Genomic DNA, 20,050 nt, shown 5'->3' with positions numbered 1-20,050 from the left:
GCATCGGAGTGAATTGCCGGCCCCCCGTCGACAATCTGCGGTTTCTTTTCCCCTCGCCGCTCGTTGCTAATTCTGCAGTGGATACGCCTCTGCGGGAAGGATCGAATCAAAATGACGTACAAGAAGGCAGTGGTGCTGGCCGCCGGCGCCCTGATGGCAGTCGGTGCAGCCTCCCCCGCCATGGCCGACGCGGACGCCGAGGGCAAGGCCGTGGGCTCCCCCGGCGTCCTGTCCGGCAACCTGCTGCAGGTTCCGGTGCACATCCCGGTCAACGTCTGCGGCAACACCGTGAACGTCATCGCCCTGCTGAACCCCGCGTTCGGCAACACCTGCGTCAACGCCTGACGAAGCGCCTGCCCGCAAGGGCAAACCTCCTCGGGGTGGCCTCGGAGTGCACGGCGGTGCACTCCGAGGCCACCTTCGATTCAGCACCGGCCGCAGCGCCGGTAGACAGGGAAGGACCCATGCGACAGGTACTGAGCCGACAGGTACTGGGCAAGGGGATGCTCACCGCGGCGGCCGCGTCGAGTCTGCTGTCGATCGCGGCCGGCGCGGCGTACGCGCACCCCGGGGCGACGGCCGAGGTCTCGCATTCGCCGGGTGTGCTGGCGGGCAACAGCGTCTCGGTACCGGTGACCTTCGCGCCGAACGTGTGCGGCAACAGCGTGGACGGCGGTGCGGCGCTCAACCCTGCGATGGGCAACACGTGCGCCACCTCTACCGGCTCGCACGCCGACGACGGCTACGACTACGGGCGCTACCTCAGCCCCGAGAACGCCGAGGCCTTCGAGCGCTACCTCGACGAGCGCGGTGGCCGGCACGCGGCGCCGGAGCAGCGCCAGGAGTCGCGGCGCCACGAAGCAGCGCGCCACGAGGAAGCCCGGCACGAAGAAGCGCGCCACGAAGAAGCCCGGCACGAGGCGTCCCGGCCCGACGAGCCCCGCCCCGCGGGCCCCCGGCACGCGAAGCCGCGCCACGAGGAGCCCCGCCACGAGGGCGGCTACGGCGGCCCCGGCGAGGAGGAGGGCAAGGAGGACGAGTGCGACGACCACGGCGAGTCCGCGCCGCCTCCGCCCGAGCACCACGCGCCCTCGCCCGACGCGCCGCACCCGATGCCGGAGCCCGTGGAGGAGCAGCCCGCACCGCCCGCCGAGGAGGCCCCGCACACGCTCCCGGCTCCGGCACCCGTCGTGGACGAGGCTCCCGAGCCCCGGCCGCCGCACGGGAGCCAGCCCGTGGAGCACCCGGCTCCGGCGCCCGAGGTCGTACCTCCCGCGGACCAGCCGCCGGCCGCCCCCGGCGGTGACACCCCCGTCCACCTGCCCCCGGCACCGGCCCCGGCCCCTGCTCCGGCTCCGGCCCCCGCGCCGGTCCCGGCGCAGGCTCCCGTTCCCGCCCCGGCGCACGTGACCGCGCCCGTGCTGGCCGAGACCGGGGCGGGTCAGCCCGCGGCCGCGGCGGCCCTCGCCATGGCCCTCGTCCTTGGCGGCGCCATTCTGTACCGGCGGTCCCGTATCGCCTGACGGGCAAGCCCGGTAATCAGAAGAAATATCGGCCGGAGAATCCCTCGTCGGATTCTCCGGCCGCTGTCATGAACCCGTTCCGCACCGCGCACGCGTCCGCGTTTCCGCAGCGGCGGGGAATCGTTACCCAGGGCGAAAGCGGTGCGACGGTCGCCGCTGACGCCTCTGCCCACGAAAAAGAAGAGGATTTCGATAATGAAGCTCACGAAGGTCGCCGCTGTCGTCGCCGGCTCTGTCGCCGCCCTCGGCGCCTCCGCCACCGCCTTCGCCGCCGAGCCCCCGGCCGCGCTGCCCCCCATGAGCCTGACCAGCGGGGCGACGGAGGCGCTGAACGCCGTCGGGCCGTTCACCGAGTCGGCCCCGCAGACGGTGGGCAACGCGCTGGCCGAGCAGGGCGAGAGCGTGAACAAGGTCGTGGGGACGGTCCAGCAGGTCAACAAGGTCCGCAACGAAGTGCCCGGCACGGTGCTCGGCCTCGCGAACGGCGCCACCCAGGCGTCCCCGTTGCTCGGCGGAGTGAAGCTCAACGGCGGCCAGGGCTGAACCGCCCCGGCTGAAACGCGTACCGACACGACTGTGGGCGCCACCGGCGAGGCCGGGGCGCCCACGGTCGGTCGTGCAGTGAACGTCAGTCGTTGAAGCAGTGGTTGCCGAACGCGGGGTTCAGCGCACCGATGATGTTCACGGTGTTGCCGCAGACGTTGACCGGGATGTGCACCGGCACCTGCAGCAGGTTGCCGGACAGGACGCCGGGGGAGCCCACGGCCGCACCCTCGGCCTGCGCGTCGGCGGCGGCGGAGCCGGCGGCACCGGCCGCAGCGAGACCAGCGGTGGCCAGGACCAGGGCGGCCTTCTTGGCAGAGTTCATGGGAAGTGCACCTTCTGTTCGATGTTCTGCCCCGAACCGGGGCTCACATCGAGCGAAACGGTCCACCCTCCCATGACGACACGGCCACGCGCACGATCAGACCTGTTCGGCTCAATTGTCGTAACCATGCGGCGCGTTCCCGGCCGTTCCGCCCCTACGGCAGGGCGGGGAGGTCCGGGACATCCGGGATCTCGGGGATCGCGGGGATCTCGGGGATCGCGGGAAGCTCCGGAACCGCCGGAACCGCCGGAACCGCCGGGATCGCCGGAAGCGCCGGGGTCGCCGGAACCGCCGGGGTCGCGGGCACTGCGGGCAGTGCGGGCAGCGCGGGCAGCGCCGGGATGAGACCGGACAGGTCGGGAAGCTCCAGGTCCGGGAGTTCCGGGAGCTTCGGCAGCTCGATCGGCGGCAGCGTCACCCCCACCGGCAGCAGGCCTCCCACTGATGCGAGGAGGTCCTGGAGCGTCTTGGTGAGACCGGCGAGCAGGTCGTCGATCGGACCGGCCGCGGCCGCGCGCCGCTCGATCTTGTCGACCTGCTGCTGGACGGAGGCCACCCGCCTGTTGAGTGCCGCGGAGCCGTCACCGTCCGCGGCGCCCGCGGGGGCGGCCGCGCCGGACAGTATGACGACGGCGAGAGCCGACGGGACGAGGAGGCGGGCACGGGACGGCTTCGTGCGGTGCATGAGCGTTCCTTCTGATGGTGGCACACAAACGGACCCGGGCGATCCGCTTCCTCACCCACCGTGCGAACACCTCCTACGGAGCGCAACCGGAACCTGTGCCTATGCGGGTTGCGTACGGGCTTCGCGCACGCGTCCGCAGGCCACTCACCCGGGCCGGGGAAAAATTCGGCGCGCGCAGGCCGTTTGAGTGAAGGAGCGGAACCAACCCCCTGGTAGGGCAGTTGACCAGGGCGCTCCATCAGCGGGCACTCGTGCGACAAAAGGATCAAGATGTTCAAGAAGTTCATGACCGCAGCCGCGGTCTCCGCCGTTGCCGTCGGTGCGGGCGCTGCCGCTGCGGCTCCGGCCATGGCCATCGGCAACGACGGCGGAGTCACCACCGTCAACGGCAACGGTGCCCAGCAGATCTACGGCAACCAGAAGACGCACGGTGACCTGAGCCCGCAGCTCAGCGTGGTCCAGGGCTCCCTGAACAAGCCCTGCATCGGTCTGCCGGCGAAGGTCAACGCCCAGTCGCTGATCGCCGCGCTCAACATCGGCGTCCAGGACATCAACGTCCTGTCGAACCCGCAGAACCAGCAGTGCACCGAGAACTCCACCCAGGCCAAGGGCGACGAGCCGCTCTCGCACATCCTGGACAACATCCCGGTCCTGTCGGGCAACGCCTCCGTCGGCAGCTGACCTCCGCTCGCCGAAACCGACGAGGGCCCCGGCGGCGTCCAGCCGCCGGGGCCCTCGCGCGTGCCGTGCCGCGGCACGGCGTTCCGGCCGCGGTCAGCCGGTCCAGAAGTCCCACCACCGGGTGAGGACCAGCATCCCGATCACTCCGATGTGCAGGGCGGGCGGTGCCCAGCCGAACTCGGTGAAGAAGCCCCGCAGCGGGCCGGGGGCGGGCAGGACGCGCGTACGGACGTTGTGCGCGGTGACCGCCCAGAACATCAGCAGGGTCGCCACCCAGGCCAGACAGCACCACAGGCACAGCGCGTTGATCTCGTAGAGCGACTGGACCATCAGCCAGGTGCAGAAGCCGATGCCGAAGAGGGTGCCGGCGTTCAGTCCGAGCCAGAACCAGCCGCGGTAGCGGGCGCCGGCCAGCAGGCCCGCGCCGACGCAGACCACGACGGCGTACCCGACCAGGCCCAGCATCGGGTTGGGGAAGCCGAAGGCGGCCGCCTGCTCGCTCTGCATCACGCTGCCGCACGAGACGACCGGATTCAGGCTGCACGCGGGCTTGAAGTCCGGGTCCTCCAGCAGGAGGAACTTGTCGAGGGTGATCACCCAGGAGGCCAGCAGCCCGGCCGCCCCGGTGAGGGCCAGCAGCCAGGCCAACCCCTTGGACGGGGTGTCCCGTTCGCCCTCGTGTCCACTGCGGGGCCGTCCCTGCTGGCGTGGGACGCCCACTGTATTCGTTGCCATGTGGCCCATAGTCCCGCGCTCCCGCACAGAGCGGGCCTAACCGTGCCCATCCGTACGCAAGTTGACCTGAAGGGGTGGCGGGAACCTCCGATGCTTCCCGGACGTTTTACCGAACCCCGGACGTGATGTCAGAGCCAGGGGTTACGTTGAGCTTCCGTGAAGTGACAAGCTGCGACGGCCTGGAGACCCACCGTGAGCGATCCGTACGAGACAACCGAGGCGCACCTCGACCGACTCCTCGGCCGCGCCCTGAACTCCTTCGACCTGCCCGACAGGTTGGTCGAGCGCCTCGGCACGGCGCTCGCCCACAGCTCTTCGCTCTACACCACCCACCACAGCCCGGCGACGGGCGTCTGGCGGGAGACCCACCGGCACACCTATCTGCTGGCCGACGGCGGTTCGGTCAGCCTGTGGGAGCTGACGTACCTGCCGGAGGGTGACCGCAGGGTCCGCCACGAGGTCTTCGCGAGCAAGGCGGAGACCTGCCTGGCGGTGTCCCGGCTGTTCGGAGAGGCCTCCGCCGCCGCCCCGGATCCGGTGCTGCTGCCGGGCGACGAGGAGCCGGAGAACGACGTGGCGGCGCTGAGCGCGCTGTTCGCGGCCTCGGCGCCGGCCCGGCGGCACCGTGAGTACGCGGTGGCGCAGTCCGCCGACCACGCCCGGCGGGTGCTGCGCCGCGCGGAGAACGGCGATCGACCCGGCGAACCGGTGGCGGCGTTACTCAAGACGGCGTACGCGCACCAGATCACGCAGGCGTTCGGCGGCCGCCAGTGCCTGTCGGACGGGCGGGACGCCGGCTTCAGCCTGTACGAGCACGCCTTCGTGCTGCTGGACGGGACGGAACTCAGCCTCTGGGAGGTCGAGCACACGGCGACGCCCGACGGACGGCACATGTGCGAGGTGTACGAGAGCGAGGCGGCCGCGCGCGAAGCGATGGAGCACCGCGCCCGCGTACGGTGACGCTCCCGCCGGGGTGGCGGCCCGAGCCGGCGGCCTGGTCCTGGGCGGCGGCGCGGCCTTCGCCGCCATGAACCGCCAGACCAGGGCGTGCCCCAGCGCGATCAGGCCGATCAGCGTCAGCGCCTAAGCCCGGATGGGTTGCAGCCCGAGCGGCTCGGCGAGTTCGGGGAAGGCGCCGATCACGGCGATCGGGGCGTAGAGCAGGGCGGCAGCCGCCTGCTGCCGGGTCAGGAAGCGGTCGCCGCGCGCCCGTCGCCCGCCCCGTCCCACCCGGTACGGACTACGGGGTGGCGGGCCCCAGGACGCAGGGGGAAACGGATATGCCCGCCCGGGAGGGGCGGGCATGTCCGTGGGGTGTCCCTTGTCGTGGGACGTACGCGGTCTAGGCGACCGGGACCTTTTCGGCGGCCGGGCCGCTGTTCCCGGCGGCGTGCTCGGCGGCGCCCTCGCGCTGGTCGATCGGGATCGGCTTGCGCGGCATCAGGAACATCACCGCGAAGATCACGAGCAGCACGGCCGCGACCCACCACAGCGCGCCGCGGAAGGCCTCGACGTACGGCGGGCCGTAGACCTTGTCGTCGTCCATCAGCCCGAAGAAGACGACGGAGGTCAGGGCGAGGCCCAGCGCGTTGCCCATCTGGCCGGTGGTGTTGATCAGCCCGGAGGCCGAGCCAGCGTCCTGGCGCGGCACCTCGGACAGCGTGGTGTCGTTGAGCGGGGCCACGATCAGGCCCATGCCGATGCCCATGAGGACCAGCGGAGCGGCCATCTGCCAGGAGGCGATCTCCATGCCGTAGCGCTCCGACTCCCAGATGTAGAGGAGCAGACCGGCGGCCATGATCAGCGCCCCCGCCTGGAGCACCTTGCGGCCGAACCGCGGGACGAGCTTGCCGACGGAGATGCCCGCGGCGGCCGAGACCGCGATCGAGAACGGGATGCCGGTGGTGCCGGCGCGCAGGGCGCTCCAGCCGAGGCCCATCTGCATGTACATCGTCCAGACCAGGAAGAAGATGCCGGTCGCGATGCCGAAGGTGAGCTGGACGGCGATGCCGCCGGCGAAGCTCTTGACCTTGAAGAGGGAGAGCTCGACGAGCGGGGAGCCGTCCTTCTTGATCTTGTACTTCTCGTAGGCGATGAAGCCCGCGAAGACGAACGGCGCCGCGCCCATGCAGACGAAGCCCCACAGCGGCCAGCCGTTCTCGCGGCCCTCCGTCAGCGGGAAGATCAGCATGACCATGGCGAGGGTGGCGAGGACGACACCCCCGAGGTCCAGGCGCAGGGCCTTGGGGGCCTTGGACTCGGTGATGAACTTGCGGCCCAGGATCACGCCCGCGATGCCGACGGGCAGGTTGATCAGGAAGATCGGGCGCCATTCGAGGCCGAAGAAGTTCCACTCGGTGAGCAGCGCGCCGAGCATCGGGCCCGAGACGGCGCCGAGGCCCACGATCGCGCCGAACATGCCGAAGACCTTGCCGCGCTCCTGGGGCGGGAAGGTGACGTGGATGATCGCCAGCACCTGCGGGACCATCAGCGCGGCCATGCCGCCCTGGAGGATGCGGGAGGCGACGAGCATCCCCGGGTTCGCGGCGATGCCGCAGAGCAGCGAGGCGGCGGTGAAGCCGGCGATGCCGAGGAGGAAGAGGCGCTTGCGGCCGTAGATGTCACCGAGACGGCCGCCGGTGATCAGGCCGGCGGCGAAAGCGAGGGCGTAGCCGGCGGTGATCCACTGGATCGCGCTGGGGGACGCGCCGAAGTTCTCGCGCATGCTGGGTATCGCTATGTTGACGATCGTGACGTCGACCAGGTCCATGAAGGCCGCGGTCATCACGATGGCGAGCGCCAGCCAGCGGCGGCGGTCGGCGGGTGAACTGGGTGCGTCGTGGGCTACGTCGTTCCGCTCTTCTCGTACGGGCCCGTTCTCTCTTTCGGGCGATGTCTTGGACGTCTCGGTGGTCATGGAGAGAAACCTAGACCCCATCTAGGTCAGTCGGTGTCCTATTTCGCTGGCAACCTGGAATGCATGACCGACACCCCGGCACGGCTCCTGTCCCTGCTGTCCCTCCTCCAGACCCCGCGCGAATGGCCCGGGAGCGAGCTGGCGCAGCGGCTGCGGGTCAGCGCACGGACCATCCGGCGCGACATCGAGCGGCTGCGGGTCCTCGGCTACCCGGTGGAGGCCACGCTGGGTTCGGAGGGCGGCTACCGGCTGGTGGCGGGGGCGGCGATGCCGCCGCTGCTGCTCGACGACGAGGAGGCCGTGGCGATCGCGGTGGGGCTGCGGGCCGGGGCCGGGCACGCGATCGAGGGGGTCGAGGAGGCCTCCGTACGGGCCTTGGCCAAGCTGGAACAGGTCCTGCCGTCGCGGCTGCGGCACCGGGTGAGCGCGCTGCAGTCGGCCACCATCGCACTGACCCGGGGGGACGGGGCGAGCGTGGATCCGCGGACGCTGACGGTGATGGCGTCGGCGGTGGCGGGGCCGGAGCGGCTGCGGTTCGCCTACCGGGCGGGCGACGGGGCCGAGTCGCGGCGGCTGGTCGAGCCGTACCGGCTGGTGAGCACGGGGAGCCGGTGGTACCTGGTCGCCTACGACCTGGAGCGCGAGGACTGGCGGACCTTCCGGGTGGACCGGGTGTCCGAGGCCTTCGCGACGGGGGCGCGGTTCGCGGCGCGGGCCCTGCCGGTGGACGCGGAGGAGTTCGTGCGACGGGGGCTCGGCGCGCGGGACACGGAGCGGTACGTGGTGGAGGTCGCCTTTGCCGCGGGGGCGGCGGAGCTGCCGGAGTGGCTGCGGAACGGGGCCCTCCCGGGGGGTGGCGGTGCCCTCCCGGGGGATGGCGGGGAGACGGTGGTGCGCTTCGAGAGCGCGGATGCCCCGGAGTGGGTGGTGGCGCGGCTGGCGCTGACGGGGGTGCCGTTCACGGTGCGGGAGCCTGCCTCTCTGGCGAGCGCCGCCGCCGCACTGGCCGCCCGCCTGACCGCGGCCGCGGCCCCGTAACCGGGGCTCCGCCCCGGCCCCCTGGGGGCTCCGCCCCCAGACCCCCGCTCCTCAAACGCCGGAGGGGCTGAACAGCCAAAGGGGAGCCCCGGCGCCTGGGGGGGATAGGCACCGGGGCTCGTATAGGGGGCTGCGGGCCGCTCTAGGCCACCGCGTCGAAGCCGGTGTCGCGTGCCATCCGCTTCAGTTCCAGCAGGGCGTGCTTCTCGATCTGGCGGATCCGCTCGCGGGTCAGGCCGTGCTGCTTGCCGACCTCCGTCAGGGTCCGCTCGCGGCCGTCTTCGATGCCGTACCGCATCTTGATGATCGACGCGGTGCGCTGGTCGAGCTTGCCGAGCAGGTCCTCCAGCTCCTCGCTGCGCAGCAGCGAGAGCACGGACTGCTCGGGCGAGATCGCGGACGTGTCCTCCAGGAGGTCGCCGAACTGCGTGTCGCCGTCGTCGTCGACCGACATGTTGAGGCTGACCGGGTCGCGCGCCCAGTCCAGTACGTCGCCGACGCGCTTCTCCGTCGTGTCGAGCTCGGCGGCGATCTCGGCGTGCTCCGGGTCCCGGCCGTTCTCGCGGTTGAACTCGCGCTGGACCCGGCGGATCCGGCCCAGCTCCTCGACCAGGTGGACGGGGAGGCGGATGGTGCGGGACTGGTCGGCGATGGAGCGGGTGATGGCCTGGCGGATCCACCACGTGGCGTACGTGGAGAACTTGAAGCCCTTGGCGTAGTCGAACTTCTCGACCGCGCGGACCAGGCCGGCGTTGCCCTCCTGGATCAGGTCGAGGAGGGGCAGGCCGCTGCGCGGGTAGCGCCGGGCGACGGCCACGACGAGGCGGAGGTTGGAGCGGATGAAGACTTCTTTGGCGCGCTCGCCTTCGGCGGCGAGCGCCTCCAGCTCCTCGCGTGCCGGGGAGTCGCCCTCGCGCTCTATCTCGCCGTCGAGGATCTGCCGGGCGTAGACGCCCGCCTCGATGATCTGCGAGAGCTCCACTTCCTTGGCGGCGTCGAGCAGCGGGGTGCGCGCGATCTCGTCCAGGTACATGCCGACCAGGTCGCGGTCTGCGATCTCCCCGCCCACAGCGCGGGCGCTGCTCGTGGACTGACGACGGGCGACGGCGCGGGTTGCCATGCGTGCTCCCTTGCGATGAAGTTCGGTCGCGGTGCGGCTGCCGGACGGCCACCTGGTGGGGCGGTACGTCCTCGGACACTCTCCCGAGTGCCCGCTTCCGAAGGAAACAACGACTGGAATCGGGACAGAATTCCCACGCCGCTCCCTCCTTTGCGAGATCTTGCAGTATCCTGCCCCGCCACCAGAGGGGACCGAATACCGCGAGAACCCGAAGAGGTGCAGGTCAGGCCCGGAACCGAGGCCGATCCGGCGACACTCACGGACCTCCACGACCTCTCCGTCCGTGAGACGGCCGTCACTCCGGAACAGCTCCGCCCCTGGCTGCACTCCTACCCTGAAGACGGTCCGCACCGGCTTCTGGTTGCCTGCACGGCCGAGGGAATGGCCTGATACGCCACAAGTGGCCCGTTCCATCCGAAACCGGCCTGGAGAGCTTCGCCGTCGGCGGGGCTAGCCGAACTGGAGGGAGCGCTTCGAGAGGCCCATCCAGAAGCCGTCCACCGGGTCGCGGCGGGTGGTGAGGTCGCCGGTCGCCTCGGCCGCGCCGAGCGTGACGAAGAGCGGGGCGAAGTGTTCCGTGCGGGGGTGGGCCAGGCGGCCCGAAGGGGACTTGGTCTCGAAGTCGAGCAGGGAGTCGATGTCGCCGGAGGCCAGCGCCTCGTGGCCCCACGCGTCGAACTCCGCGGACCAGCCGGGGACGCCGTTGTGCCGCAGGGCGGCCAGGTTGTGGGTGAAGAAGCCGCTGCCGACGATGAGGACGCCCTCGTCGCGCAGGGGCGCCAGCCTGCGGCCGATGTCCATCAGGCGGCGCGGATCCAGGGTGGGCAGGGAGATCTGGAGCACCGGTATGTCGGCCTCCGGGAACATCTCCACCAGCGGGACGTACGCGCCGTGGTCGAGGCCGCGGCCCGGTACGTCCTGGACGGGGGCGCCGGGGGCCTTGAGCAGCGCCCGGACCGAGGCGGCGAGCCGCGGGGCGCCCGGGGCCTCGTAGCACACCCGGTAGTAGTGCTCGGGAAAGCCCCAGAAGTCGTAGACGAGCGGCACCTGCTCGGTGGCGCCGAGGGCGAGCGGCGCCTCCTCCCAGTGGGCGGAGACCATCAGGATCGCCGTGGGGCGGGGCAGGTCCGCGGACCAGGCGGCCAGCTCGCCCGGCCAGACCGGGTCGTCGGCGAGCGGCGGCGCCCCGTGGCTGAGGTACAGCGCCGGCATGCGGGTCCCCCGCGCCGTGGGGGGCTGGGGTGCAGTGGCCGGGGTCATGGGGCGCTCCTCCGTCGTCGGTACAGGGCTGCCCGAAAAGACTAACCCCGCTTGGTTCAAATTTGAACCAAGCGGGGTGATCAGTCATTCCCGTGCGGGCACCGCCGTCAGTGGGCGATCACCGGAACCTTGAGCTCGGCGTCCGCGCCCTCGCCGGCGCCGGAGGCCACCGGACCGCCGACGTTCGGACGGCCGGTGTTGATCAGCGTCAGGGCGATGGCCGAGCTGGCGGCCAGGATGCCGACCGCCCACCAGATGGCGGAGGCGTAGCCCTCGACCATGGCCTGCGCCTGGATCAGCTGCCCGGCCGGGCCGCCCGCCGCGGCCTCGGCCGCGTGGTCGGTCAGGTACGCGGTCGTCGCCGAGGCGGCGATCGTGTTCAGCAGCGCGGTGCCGATGGCGCCGCCGACCTGCTGCGAGGTGTTGACCATGGCGGAGGCGACTCCGGCGTCGGCCGGGTTCACCCCGTGCGTGGCCAGGGACATGGCCGGCATGAACGCCGTGCCCATGCCGAGGCCGAGCAGCAGCTGCGCCGGCAGGATCAGCGCCGGGTACGAGGACCCGACCTCCAGCTGGGTCAGCAGCAGCATGCCGACGGCGGCGAGCAGGAAGCCCGGCCCCATGAGCAGGCGCGGCGCGACCCGGGTCATCAGACGGGCACCGATCTGGGTGGAGCCCGTGATCATGCCCGCGATCATCGGCAGGAAGGCGAAGCCGGTCTTGACCGGCGAGAAGCCCTTCACGACCTGGAGGTAGTAGGTCAGGAAGAGGAACAGGCCGAACATGGCGATGACGGCCAGGCCGAGCGAGAGGTAGACACCGCCGCGGTTGCGCTCCAGCAGGACGCGCAGCGGCAGCAGCGGGGACTTCACCTTGGACTCGACGAGGACGAAGGCGGCCAGCAGCACCACCGAGGCGACGAACATCGTCACGGTGAGGGCGTCCGACCAGCCGGCCGACTCGGCTCGGGTGAAGCCGTAGACCAGCGCGACGAGGCCGGTGGTGGACAGGATCACGCCGGGGATGTCGAGCGGCGCGCGGTTGCGGCCGCCGGCGGGCTCTCGGATGACCATCCAGGCACCCACGGCCGCGACGATCGCGAAGGGGATGTTGACGAAGAAGGTCCAGCGCCAGTTGAGGTACTCGGTGAGGAAGCCGCCGAGGATCAGGCCGACGGCGCCGCCGCCGCCTGCGATCGCGCCGTAGATGCCGAAGGCCTTGGCGCGCTCCTTGGCGTCGGTGAACATCACCGCGAGCAGGGAGAGGGCCGCCGGTGCGAGCAGGGCGCCGAAGGCACCCTGGAGGGCGCGGGCGCCGAGCATCATGGCCTCGCCGTTCGCGGCGCCGCCGAGCGCGGAGGCCAGGGCGAAGCCGATGAGGCCGACGACGAAGGCGTTCTTGCGGCCCCACTTGTCGGCGATGCGGCCGCCGAAGAGGAGCAGTCCGCCGAAGGCCAGCGCGTACGCGGTGATGACCCACTGGCGGTTGCCGTCCGAGATCCCGAGATCGGTCTGGGCGGAGGGCAGGGCGATGTTCACGATGGTCGCGTCGAGGACGACCATCAGCTGGGCCAGGGCTATGAAGACGAGTGCCTTCCAGCGGCTGGGATCGGCAGCCAGCGGCGCAGTCGCGGCTGTTTTTGACATGGAGGTACCCACTTCACTGTGCGGAATGACTGAAAAAGGCTAGTCGGCGAGCTTTGTGCGCGTCACATGGTTTTTTGCCGGAGGTCGTCGAAAGTGGCCGCCGAACCCGGCAGTTCGGAGCGGGCCGGAGCCCTCAACCCGTCGAGGAAGAGCTGGAGGTGACGGTGGGCGAAGCGGTCGGTGTCGAGGCAGGCGGTGCCGGGCAGCGGGCGGCTGAGCTGGGACAGGGCGACCATCAGGTCGCCGACGCCGATGTCCGTACGAATCACTCCGGCGCCCTGGCCGGTGGCCAGCAGCGTCTCGACGGCCGTCTGCAAAGCGGTCTGCGCCGCGAGGAGTTCGGGGTGTTCGCGGTCGAAGTCCTCGGCGAGCATCGGGCACAGGGCGCCGATCCGCTCGTCGGCCGCGGCGTGCGTGAAGCGGCACAGCGCGGCGAAGGCGTCCGGTTCCTCGGCGAGGGAGGTCTCGGCCGAGGCCGTGACCCGGTCCATCACGAAGAGCACGACCTGCCGGACGAGGGTGGGGCGGTCGGGGAAGTGCCGGTAGAGGGTGGCGTTGCCGATGCCGGCCCGCCGGGCCACCTCGTCGAAGGGGGCCGCGGCGCCGAACTCGACGAAGACCTCGCGGGCCGCCGTCAGGATCCGCTCACGGTTGCGCACGGCGTCGGCGCGCGGGCGCGGGACGCCGACCGCACGGGACGCGCTCGACCCGCGGGCGCCGGCCCCCTCCCGTACGCGCGGCGACTTCGCGGTCCCGGCCACAGCCGGGGCCACAGCCGGGGCCATGGCCGGGTCCACGGCCGGGGCCAGGTCCACGGCCGCCACGAGGGCGGACGGGGCCGCCGGGGCGGTGGCGGTGGGGCGCTTCATTCCGGGGCCTCCCTGGCACGGTGACACGCGGTACGGACGGCTCGCCGTACGGACAGCTCGTTCGGCCCGCCCAAACGGGGAGCCGGTCCCCGCTTTGCGGGACTCACGTACAAACGGGGAAGCCGTCCCCGGTTATTTCACTCGCTCGTGTGACCCGAGTCACAGCACCTTGCACGTTCGGCCTCTCCCGGCGCGCGGGCGCGCCGCGCCCGTCGGAGGGTGATCGCACAGAGCGCAGTCCGGGACAGGGCCGGCTGCCGCGGACCCGAAGGCGATCTCCATGCCGCAGACCCGCCACCGGATACGCAAGCCCCGCCGCACCAGCGCGTTCATCGGCCTGACCGCGCTGGCCCTCGGCGTCTCCGCGACCGCCAGCACCGGCATATCCAGTCGCGGGCACTCGGCGGCCGGCCCTGTGGCCACGACCGTCGAATCGGCTCTCGCGCCCTGCCGGATCGCCGGCACCATGGGCGTGCAGATGTCCGAGGGCCTGCCGACCCCGGCCGGGTACTCGCGCTCCACCGGCGAGGTCCGCGCCCTGAACCTGATGGTCGACTTCCCCGACGCCAAGGGCGAGGGCGCGGCCGCGGACCGGCTGGCGGAGTTCTTCCCGCAGACCGCCGACTGGTTCCGCACCAGCTCGTACGGCCGGCTCAGCTACCGGCCCGAGGCCCCGATAAGCACCTGGCTGCGGATGCCGATGCCCTTCGCGGCGTACGGGATCGAGCGCGGGTCCCCGTACGAGCCGGGCTACCGGCAGCTCGTCGAGCACATCGCGAAGGCCGCCGACCCCGAGGTGGACTTCAGCCGGTACGACCTGATCAACATCCTGCTCACGCCGAACGCCGGGCCGTCCGCCCTGGACACCGTCCTGTCGGTGACCTTCTCGGGCAACGGGGAGGCCCCCGTCGCCGACGGGGTGCCGCTGGCCAACACGTCCTTCGTCTACAGCCGGCAGGACGACGGCTCCGGGACCTACCGGGAGACCGGCTACCGGGTGCTCCCGCACGAGAACGGGCACGTCTTCGGGCTGCCCGACCTCTACACCACCGACGGCGGGAGCACGGTCGGGCACTGGGACATCATGAGCGAGGACTGGGGCGCCAACAACGACCTGATGGGCTGGCACAAGTGGAAGCTGGGCTGGCTGGACAGCACGCAGATCAGCTGCGCGTCCAAGCCGGGCACCAGTGACCACACCCTGTCCCCGCTGGGCGTGCGGGGCGGGACGAAACTGGCCTTCGTCCCGCTCTCGGAGAGCGCCGGGTACGCGGTGGAGGTGCGGACCCGATCCGGGAACGACGAGGCCGTCTGCAAGCCCGGGGTCCTCGTCTACAAGGTGGACTCCGACGTGGACACCGGGCACGGCCCGATCACGGTGTCGGACAGCGCGAACGCGAGCGGCGGCTGCACGCGCCGGCCCAATGTGCACGCGGAGCTGTCGGACGCCCCGTTCCGGCCGGGCGAGACCTTCACCGACGAGAAGGCGGGCGTCAGCGTCTCGGTGGTGGGCCAGTTGCGCAACGGCAGTTACCAGGTCCGCATCACCCGGCCGTAGGCCGTAGGTCCATCACGGGGCCCTTGCCGGAGTCGCGCGCCAGCGCGGCTCCGGCCATTCCCGCGCCCGTGACCTGAATGCGGTTCACCGCACCTATCCTCTGGCTAAAGCCGGTTCGTGCACTGCGGTTAAATTCCTTCCGGTGCCCGGCGGTATCGGCTTGATGCGTAATTCCTCCCGGAATCGTCCTTGGTAGCTTCCCCAAGCGATCGTCGGGGGGGCCGACACTGAGCAAACGGCGGACCGCTCCTCCTCGCTCGCGCCACATCATGGCAATTCAGAGGAGTGACCACCCCATGTCCATGAAGACCTCGCTGCGGATCACGCTCGCCACCGCGACCACGTTCGCCGCGCTCGGCCTCGTCGCTCCCCAGGCGGCCATCGCCGACACCCCCGGGCAGCACTTCACCGTCGCCGCCGACGCCTCGGCGTCCACCAAGACCCTCGTGCAGGCGAACAAGCAGGCCGCCGCCGCGGCCTCGACCGTGTGCGGCGCCGGCTACGACCAGATCGTCCTGGCCGAGCGGCTGCCCGACGCCCGCCGCTACGCGACGATCTACGTCTACACCAACGGCCAGGAGACCGGCCCGCGGCTCAACGACCGGCCGACCTGTGCCGTCCTGCACAACGAGACCGGCTCGGCCCAGTACATGGGCGTCCGCCTCAAGGACAACTACACCAGCACCCCGGACACCGAGGACTTCGGCACCTTCACCACCTACGCCGGTCCCGTGTACCAGAACAAGGGCTGGTGCGGAACGGTGTACTCGTACATGAAGAAGGCCGGCCAGGTCGTCGTCGACCACACGCGCGGCGTCGGCGCCTGCAACTAGCCGCCCCTCTCACCGGCCCACCGTCCGGCGGCACCCCTCCGGTCCGGCACCGCGCCGAGCCCCGAGGCGGAGCCACCGACGCGCTGTGATGTGACATGTACATTACAAATCCAGAGAGCGAAGAGTGAACCGCAACAGATTGAGACGGGCACGGATACCCGTGACCGCCGCCCTCACCCTGTCCATGGCAGCCGGCATCGCCACGTCGCAGGCCCTCGCCGCCCCGGCGCCGACCCCGCCGACGAACGCGACAGCCGACCAGGGCGCCAAGTCCCCCGGCGCTGACGCCCCCAAGCCCGAGGCCGTTCCCGAGCAGGACCGCTCCGCGGCCCTGGGCAAGGACTACCGCGGGTCGAAGGACCGCGCGTGGACCACGTCCGGCGACGGCACGGGCTTCCACGTCCTGCTCGCCGACGAGAAGGACGGCTACAAGTGGCGCACCGCCGCCACGCTGTCCGAGCCCGGCTTCGACACCGACACCTGGATCGGCAACGCCTGCCTGACCCAGTCCGGTACGCACGCCGCCGTCGCGTACGCGCCGCGTACGTTCACCAACAAGCCGGAGCTGATGGCGCGCGGCGCGTTCACCGCCATCGTCAACCTGCGGACCGGCCAGATCACCAAGCTGCCCGTGCAGGCCAGCCTCGGCTACTTCTCCCCCGGCTGCGGCACGGGGGACACGGCCGTCTTCTCGCAGTTCGCCGACGAGACGGCCCCGAAGAACGAGACGCGGCTCGTCAGCATCGACGCGCCCACGGCCAAGGCCGACGTCCTGACGGTGCCCGGCCAGGTGACCTCGGCGATCCCGGTGGGCGGCGAGATCGTCGCCGCCCAGGGTCCCACCCTGGTCAAGGTGACCAAGGACGGCAAGGACGGCAAGGAAGCCAAGGTATCGCCGATCAAGCGGACTTCGGCGATCCCGTTCCAGCTGATGGCCGACGCCGAGGGCGGCGTCACCTTCATCGACCGCGTCCAGCCCGGCGCCAAGCCCGCCGGGAAGCCCGGCGGCGTGCTCGCCCCCTCGGCCAAGGGCGGTCCCACCGCGCCCGAGCCGACGGGTGAGGTCGACCGGGTCACCGCCGCCGACGTCAAGAAGGCCGACGGCAAGGCCGAGGGCACCCAGGTGGCCACCGGCAAGCTGGAGGCCTTCGACCTGGCCCGCACCCCGTCCGGCACCGTGTTCGTCACCGGTACGGCGACGAGCACCGGCAAGCTGCCGGGTGCGGTGAAGAACCCGGGCGGCATCGCCAAGGAGGCCACTGTCTCCAGCGAGGGCCAGGCCACGGTCATGACCCGCTGGGCCGACGGCAAGGACTCCCGGCTGCGCCCGGAGGACTCGCTGAGCGCCCGCGCCGCGCGCACCACGATCAAGGCCATGGACACGGGCACGACCGTCGAGCTCGACGCCCTCCCGACCTCCGACCCGATCGGTGGCGGCAAGTCCCTCCAGGACGGCCAGAGCACCTCCCCCGCCCTGGAGAACGCCGGCGGCGGCAAGCCGGCCGCCAAGCCGAACGCCAAGAACGCGCCTTCCGGCGTCTCCTCGGCAGCAGCGGCGGCTCCGGCCAACGACACCGTCGACGCCGACCGGTTCTGCTCGGTCCCCCGCAACGACCCCCGCAAGCAGGCCTTCCAGCCCACGCCGCGGCAGGTCGAGTGGGCGGTCGACCAGACCGTCATCGGCCAGCTCAACAAGGGCGCCACCCGCCCCGCGAACTGGAAGAACACGGGCATGGCGGCCTACGCGCCGCAGTCCCTCTTCCCGCTCACCACGCTGGACGGCGACCCCAACGGCACTCCCGACCGCGGTGACGAGTGGCACGTGCCCTCGCAGGTGCTGCTCGGCATCACCGCGCAGGAGTCGAACATGTGGCAGGCCACGCGCTACGCCGTGCCCGGTGTCACCGCCAACTCCCTGATCGGCAACTTCTACGGGGTCAAGTACGCCGCCAACGGCACCCAGACCGACCCGTGGGCCATCGACTGGGCGGACGCGGACTGCGGTTACGGCATCACCCAGGTGACCGACGGCATGCGCGTGCACGGCCACGAGAAGGACAAGGAGACCCCGAAGACCACCGTCCAGCAGGAGGCCGTCGCGCTCGACTACGCGGCCAACATCGCGTCCGGCGTCAACATCCTCATCGAGAAGTGGAACTCCACCCGTCGGGACGGCCTCGTCATCAACGACGGTCACCCCAAGTGGATCGAGAACTGGACGTACGCCCTGTGGGCGTACAACGCGGGCTACCACGCGAAGTCGACCGCGGGTGAGAACAGCGGCAAGTGGGGCGTGGGCTGGACCAACAACCCGGCCAACCCGCTGTGGAAGGCCAACCGCACGCCGTTCCTGGAGGACGCCAGCGGCGGCAACGCGTACTACCACGCCGCCGCCCCGCAGCACTGGCCGTACCAGGAGAAGGTGATCGGCTGGGCGGCCCGCCCGATCGAGGCCATGGACAAGCCCGGCCACTTCACCGCCGGCTTCCGCGAGGCCTGGTGGCTCAACCCGGGTGAGCGCACCCGCGCGATGCCGCCGATCGGGCTGTTCTGCGACGCGTCCAACGACTGCGACCGATCCAAGATCAGCGACACCGACTCGAACAAGACCGGCCAGGGCGCCTGCCTGCTTCCCGGCGACCCGAACACCAAGGACCCGCTGTACCTGAAGTGCTGGTACAACAAGCCGGCCACCTGGAAGAACTGCAAGGACGCGCAGTGCGGTACACCCGTCCACCGGTTCAACGACACCTATCCGGAGCAGCCGGACGAGGCCTCGTACCCGCCGCGCTGCACCATCGGCCTCCCCGAGGGCACCCACGTCATCGACGACCTGCCCAACGGGTACTACCCGGCCGGTGGAGCACGCAACTGTGCCAACAACGTCTCGGCCGGCACGTTCCAGTTCACCTTCAGCGGGTCGGGCGGGGCCTACCCGGGCAAGATCGACACACACCAGATCGGTGCGGGCTTCCGCAACCACTTCTGGTTCGCGCACACCCGTGACAAGAACACGGCCGAGGGCGCCAAGCTGTTCACCTCCGGTACCTGGACGCTGAACAAGCCGGACCGGGGCTGGATGCGCGTCTGGGTCCACATCCCGGACCACGGGGCGCACACCCGCCAGGCCGCCTACCAGGTCAAGGGCACCGACTCCACCAGCGCGGTGCGCGTGCAGCCACAGCGGGTGATGGAGAACAAGTGGGCCGACCTCGGCGTCTTCAACTTCACCGGCACCCCGCAGGTGATCCTGGACAACCACAGCAAGGACGGGGACGGCTCCGAGGACATCGCCTGGGACGCCGTCGGCTTCCAGCCGCTCGCCGCCAAGCCGACCAACTTCACGGTCGCCATGGGTGACTCGTACTCCTCCGGTGAGGGTGCCTCCGCCTCCGGCGGCGGTGACTACTACAAGGAGACGGACGTCTTCGGCAAGGACAAGAAGCTCCGCAACGCCTGTCACCGGTCCACGTACGCGTGGTCGCGCCAGGCCACCCTGCCGGGGTACTCCAAGTCGATCGGCGCCATGTCCGACGACCGCGACCCCAACATGGACTACCACCTGATCGCCTGCTCGGGTGCGCAGACGGAGAACATCCTCTCCGCCAATGACGACAAGGGAGTCAAGGGCGCCAAGAACGCCGAGGGCCAGTTCGGTCAGGCCTCCTACGGGGAGCTCCCGCAGCTCGACAAGGGCTACCTCGACCAGAACACCACCCTGGTGACGATGTCGATCGGCGGCAACGACTCGCGGTTCACCGACGTCATCAAGGAATGCCTCTACGCGGCCGGACTCCTCAACTGCCAGCACGCGAACCTCAGCGACCAGTCGGAACCGCTCAAGGTCACCGAGCCGCGGCTGATCAAGGAGAAGGTCCGGCCTTCCATCGTCACCACGCTCAAGGAGATCGCCGAGCGGGCGCCGCACGCCAAGATCGTGCTGATGGGCTACCCGCCCCTCCTGGAGGGCACCATCTGCATCCCGGGCATCAACGGGGACGAGCAGCCCTGGCTCAACGAGATCGGCGCCCTGCTGGTCAAGGAGATGGACGGGGCCGCCGCCGACGCCAGGGCGGCCGGGGTCAAGGTCCAGTTCTCCGACCCCACGGGCGCCTTCAAGGGCAAGGCCATCTGCGGCAGCCCCGAGTCGATCCACGGCATCGTCACGGACAAGACCCCGGGTGACGAGGACGGCCTGCCGACCTCCGCCCAGTCCTTCCACCCGAAGATCGCCGGAGCCCGGCTGTACGCCAACTCCCTGGAGAGCACGCTCAACAGCGCCGCGTGGAGGGCCATGAAGTAGCGGCCTCCCACGGT

Annotated in this window: 18 protein-coding genes; 9 read left to right on the top strand and 9 right to left on the bottom strand. The window is 70.9% G+C overall.

Annotated features, from left to right (window positions below; all coding sequences use genetic code 11):
* Window positions 1–111 precede the first annotated feature (111 nt).
* From IF88_RS0102690 to IF88_RS0102680, 3 genes are all read left to right on the top strand, one after another.
* Window positions 112–345, top strand: coding sequence for a chaplin (locus tag IF88_RS0102690; RefSeq protein WP_030706918.1), 234 nt, complete (start codon window positions 112–114; stop codon window positions 343–345).
* A gap of 119 nt (window positions 346–464) precedes the next feature.
* Window positions 465–1,523 (top strand): chaplin, encoded by a 1,059-nt coding sequence (locus IF88_RS49280; protein ID WP_030706917.1) that lies wholly within the window; start codon window positions 465–467, stop codon window positions 1,521–1,523.
* 195 nt (window positions 1,524–1,718) lie between these two features.
* A complete protein-coding gene (locus IF88_RS0102680; protein WP_030706916.1) occupies window positions 1,719–2,066 on the top strand; it encodes a hypothetical protein in 348 nt (115 codons plus the stop codon).
* 85 nt (window positions 2,067–2,151) lie between these two features.
* Here IF88_RS0102680 and IF88_RS0102675 read toward each other — a convergent pair whose 3' ends face one another.
* The gene (locus tag IF88_RS0102675; RefSeq protein WP_030706915.1) at window positions 2,152–2,391 is read right to left on the bottom strand and encodes a chaplin; all 240 of its coding nucleotides are present in this window, start codon (window positions 2,389–2,391) and stop codon (window positions 2,152–2,154) included.
* A gap of 154 nt (window positions 2,392–2,545) precedes the next feature.
* Window positions 2,546–3,076 carry a hypothetical protein gene (locus tag IF88_RS47595; protein WP_051836334.1) on the bottom strand — a complete coding sequence of 177 codons (531 nt, stop codon included), beginning with the start codon at window positions 3,074–3,076 and terminating at the stop codon, window positions 2,546–2,548.
* A gap of 270 nt (window positions 3,077–3,346) precedes the next feature.
* Between IF88_RS47595 and IF88_RS0102665 the strand changes: the two genes are divergently transcribed.
* Window positions 3,347–3,757 carry a rodlin gene (locus tag IF88_RS0102665; RefSeq protein ID WP_030706912.1) on the top strand — a complete coding sequence of 137 codons (411 nt, stop codon included), beginning with the start codon at window positions 3,347–3,349 and terminating at the stop codon, window positions 3,755–3,757.
* 93 nt (window positions 3,758–3,850) lie between these two features.
* On the opposite strand, the gene IF88_RS0102660 is transcribed toward IF88_RS0102665, so the two are convergent.
* The gene (locus IF88_RS0102660) at window positions 3,851–4,492 is read right to left on the bottom strand and encodes a vitamin K epoxide reductase family protein (RefSeq protein WP_030706911.1); all 642 of its coding nucleotides are present in this window, start codon (window positions 4,490–4,492) and stop codon (window positions 3,851–3,853) included.
* A gap of 192 nt (window positions 4,493–4,684) precedes the next feature.
* Here IF88_RS0102660 and IF88_RS0102655 point away from each other — a divergent pair, with 192 nt between their 5' ends.
* Complete coding sequence (locus tag IF88_RS0102655; protein ID WP_030706910.1) at window positions 4,685–5,452, top strand: DUF6227 family protein; 768 nt, start codon at window positions 4,685–4,687, stop codon at window positions 5,450–5,452.
* 123 nt (window positions 5,453–5,575) lie between these two features.
* Here the strand turns inward: IF88_RS0102655 and IF88_RS47135 are convergent, their stop codons facing one another.
* Entirely contained in the window at window positions 5,576–5,722 is a 147-nt protein-coding gene (locus IF88_RS47135) for a hypothetical protein (protein ID WP_199808016.1), read from the bottom strand.
* A 112-nt stretch (window positions 5,723–5,834) separates the two neighbouring features.
* Window positions 5,835–7,409, bottom strand: coding sequence for an MFS transporter (locus IF88_RS0102645; protein WP_051836333.1), 1,575 nt, complete (start codon window positions 7,407–7,409; stop codon window positions 5,835–5,837).
* Between the two features lie 63 nt (window positions 7,410–7,472).
* On the opposite strand from IF88_RS0102645, the gene IF88_RS0102640 reads away from it, so the two are divergent.
* Entirely contained in the window at window positions 7,473–8,447 is a 975-nt protein-coding gene (locus IF88_RS0102640; protein WP_030706908.1) for a helix-turn-helix transcriptional regulator, read from the top strand.
* Between the two features lie 142 nt (window positions 8,448–8,589).
* On the opposite strand, the gene IF88_RS0102635 is transcribed toward IF88_RS0102640, so the two are convergent.
* The 4 genes from IF88_RS0102635 to IF88_RS0102615 all read right to left on the bottom strand — a co-directional run bounded on the left by IF88_RS0102635 (window position 8,590) and on the right by IF88_RS0102615 (window position 13,342).
* A complete protein-coding gene (locus IF88_RS0102635; RefSeq protein ID WP_030706907.1) occupies window positions 8,590–9,567 on the bottom strand; it encodes a sigma-70 family RNA polymerase sigma factor in 978 nt (325 codons plus the stop codon).
* Window positions 9,568–10,017: 450 nt separating this feature from the next.
* Entirely contained in the window at window positions 10,018–10,827 is an 810-nt protein-coding gene (locus IF88_RS0102625; protein WP_051836331.1) for a dioxygenase, read from the bottom strand.
* A 107-nt stretch (window positions 10,828–10,934) separates the two neighbouring features.
* The gene (locus IF88_RS0102620) at window positions 10,935–12,473 is read right to left on the bottom strand and encodes an MFS transporter (RefSeq protein WP_030706903.1); all 1,539 of its coding nucleotides are present in this window, start codon (window positions 12,471–12,473) and stop codon (window positions 10,935–10,937) included.
* A 62-nt stretch (window positions 12,474–12,535) separates the two neighbouring features.
* Window positions 12,536–13,342, bottom strand: coding sequence for a TetR/AcrR family transcriptional regulator (locus IF88_RS0102615; protein ID WP_030706901.1), 807 nt, complete (start codon window positions 13,340–13,342; stop codon window positions 12,536–12,538).
* Window positions 13,343–13,622: 280 nt separating this feature from the next.
* Between IF88_RS0102615 and IF88_RS0102610 the strand changes: the two genes are divergently transcribed.
* The 3 genes from IF88_RS0102610 (at window position 13,623) to IF88_RS0102600 (ending at window position 20,036) form a co-directional block, all read left to right on the top strand.
* Window positions 13,623–14,900: a M6 family metalloprotease domain-containing protein gene (locus IF88_RS0102610; RefSeq protein ID WP_030706900.1), complete on the top strand. Its 1,278-nt coding sequence runs from the start codon at window positions 13,623–13,625 to the stop codon at window positions 14,898–14,900.
* A gap of 296 nt (window positions 14,901–15,196) precedes the next feature.
* Window positions 15,197–15,733 carry a hypothetical protein gene (locus IF88_RS0102605; protein WP_234323422.1) on the top strand — a complete coding sequence of 179 codons (537 nt, stop codon included), beginning with the start codon at window positions 15,197–15,199 and terminating at the stop codon, window positions 15,731–15,733.
* Window positions 15,734–15,893: 160 nt separating this feature from the next.
* On the top strand, window positions 15,894–20,036 hold the full coding sequence (locus tag IF88_RS0102600; protein WP_234323421.1) for an SGNH/GDSL hydrolase family protein: 4,143 nt from the start codon (window positions 15,894–15,896) through the stop codon (window positions 20,034–20,036).
* The last annotated feature ends 14 nt before the right edge of the window (window positions 20,037–20,050 follow it).

This window comes from Streptomyces sp. NRRL F-2580 (assembly GCF_000720115.1).
In the GTDB taxonomy this organism is placed as follows: Bacteria; Actinomycetota; Actinomycetes; order Streptomycetales; family Streptomycetaceae; genus Streptomyces.
The sequence above is the reverse complement of the archived record's forward strand: the minus strand, read 5'-3'. Positions and strand labels throughout refer to the sequence as shown.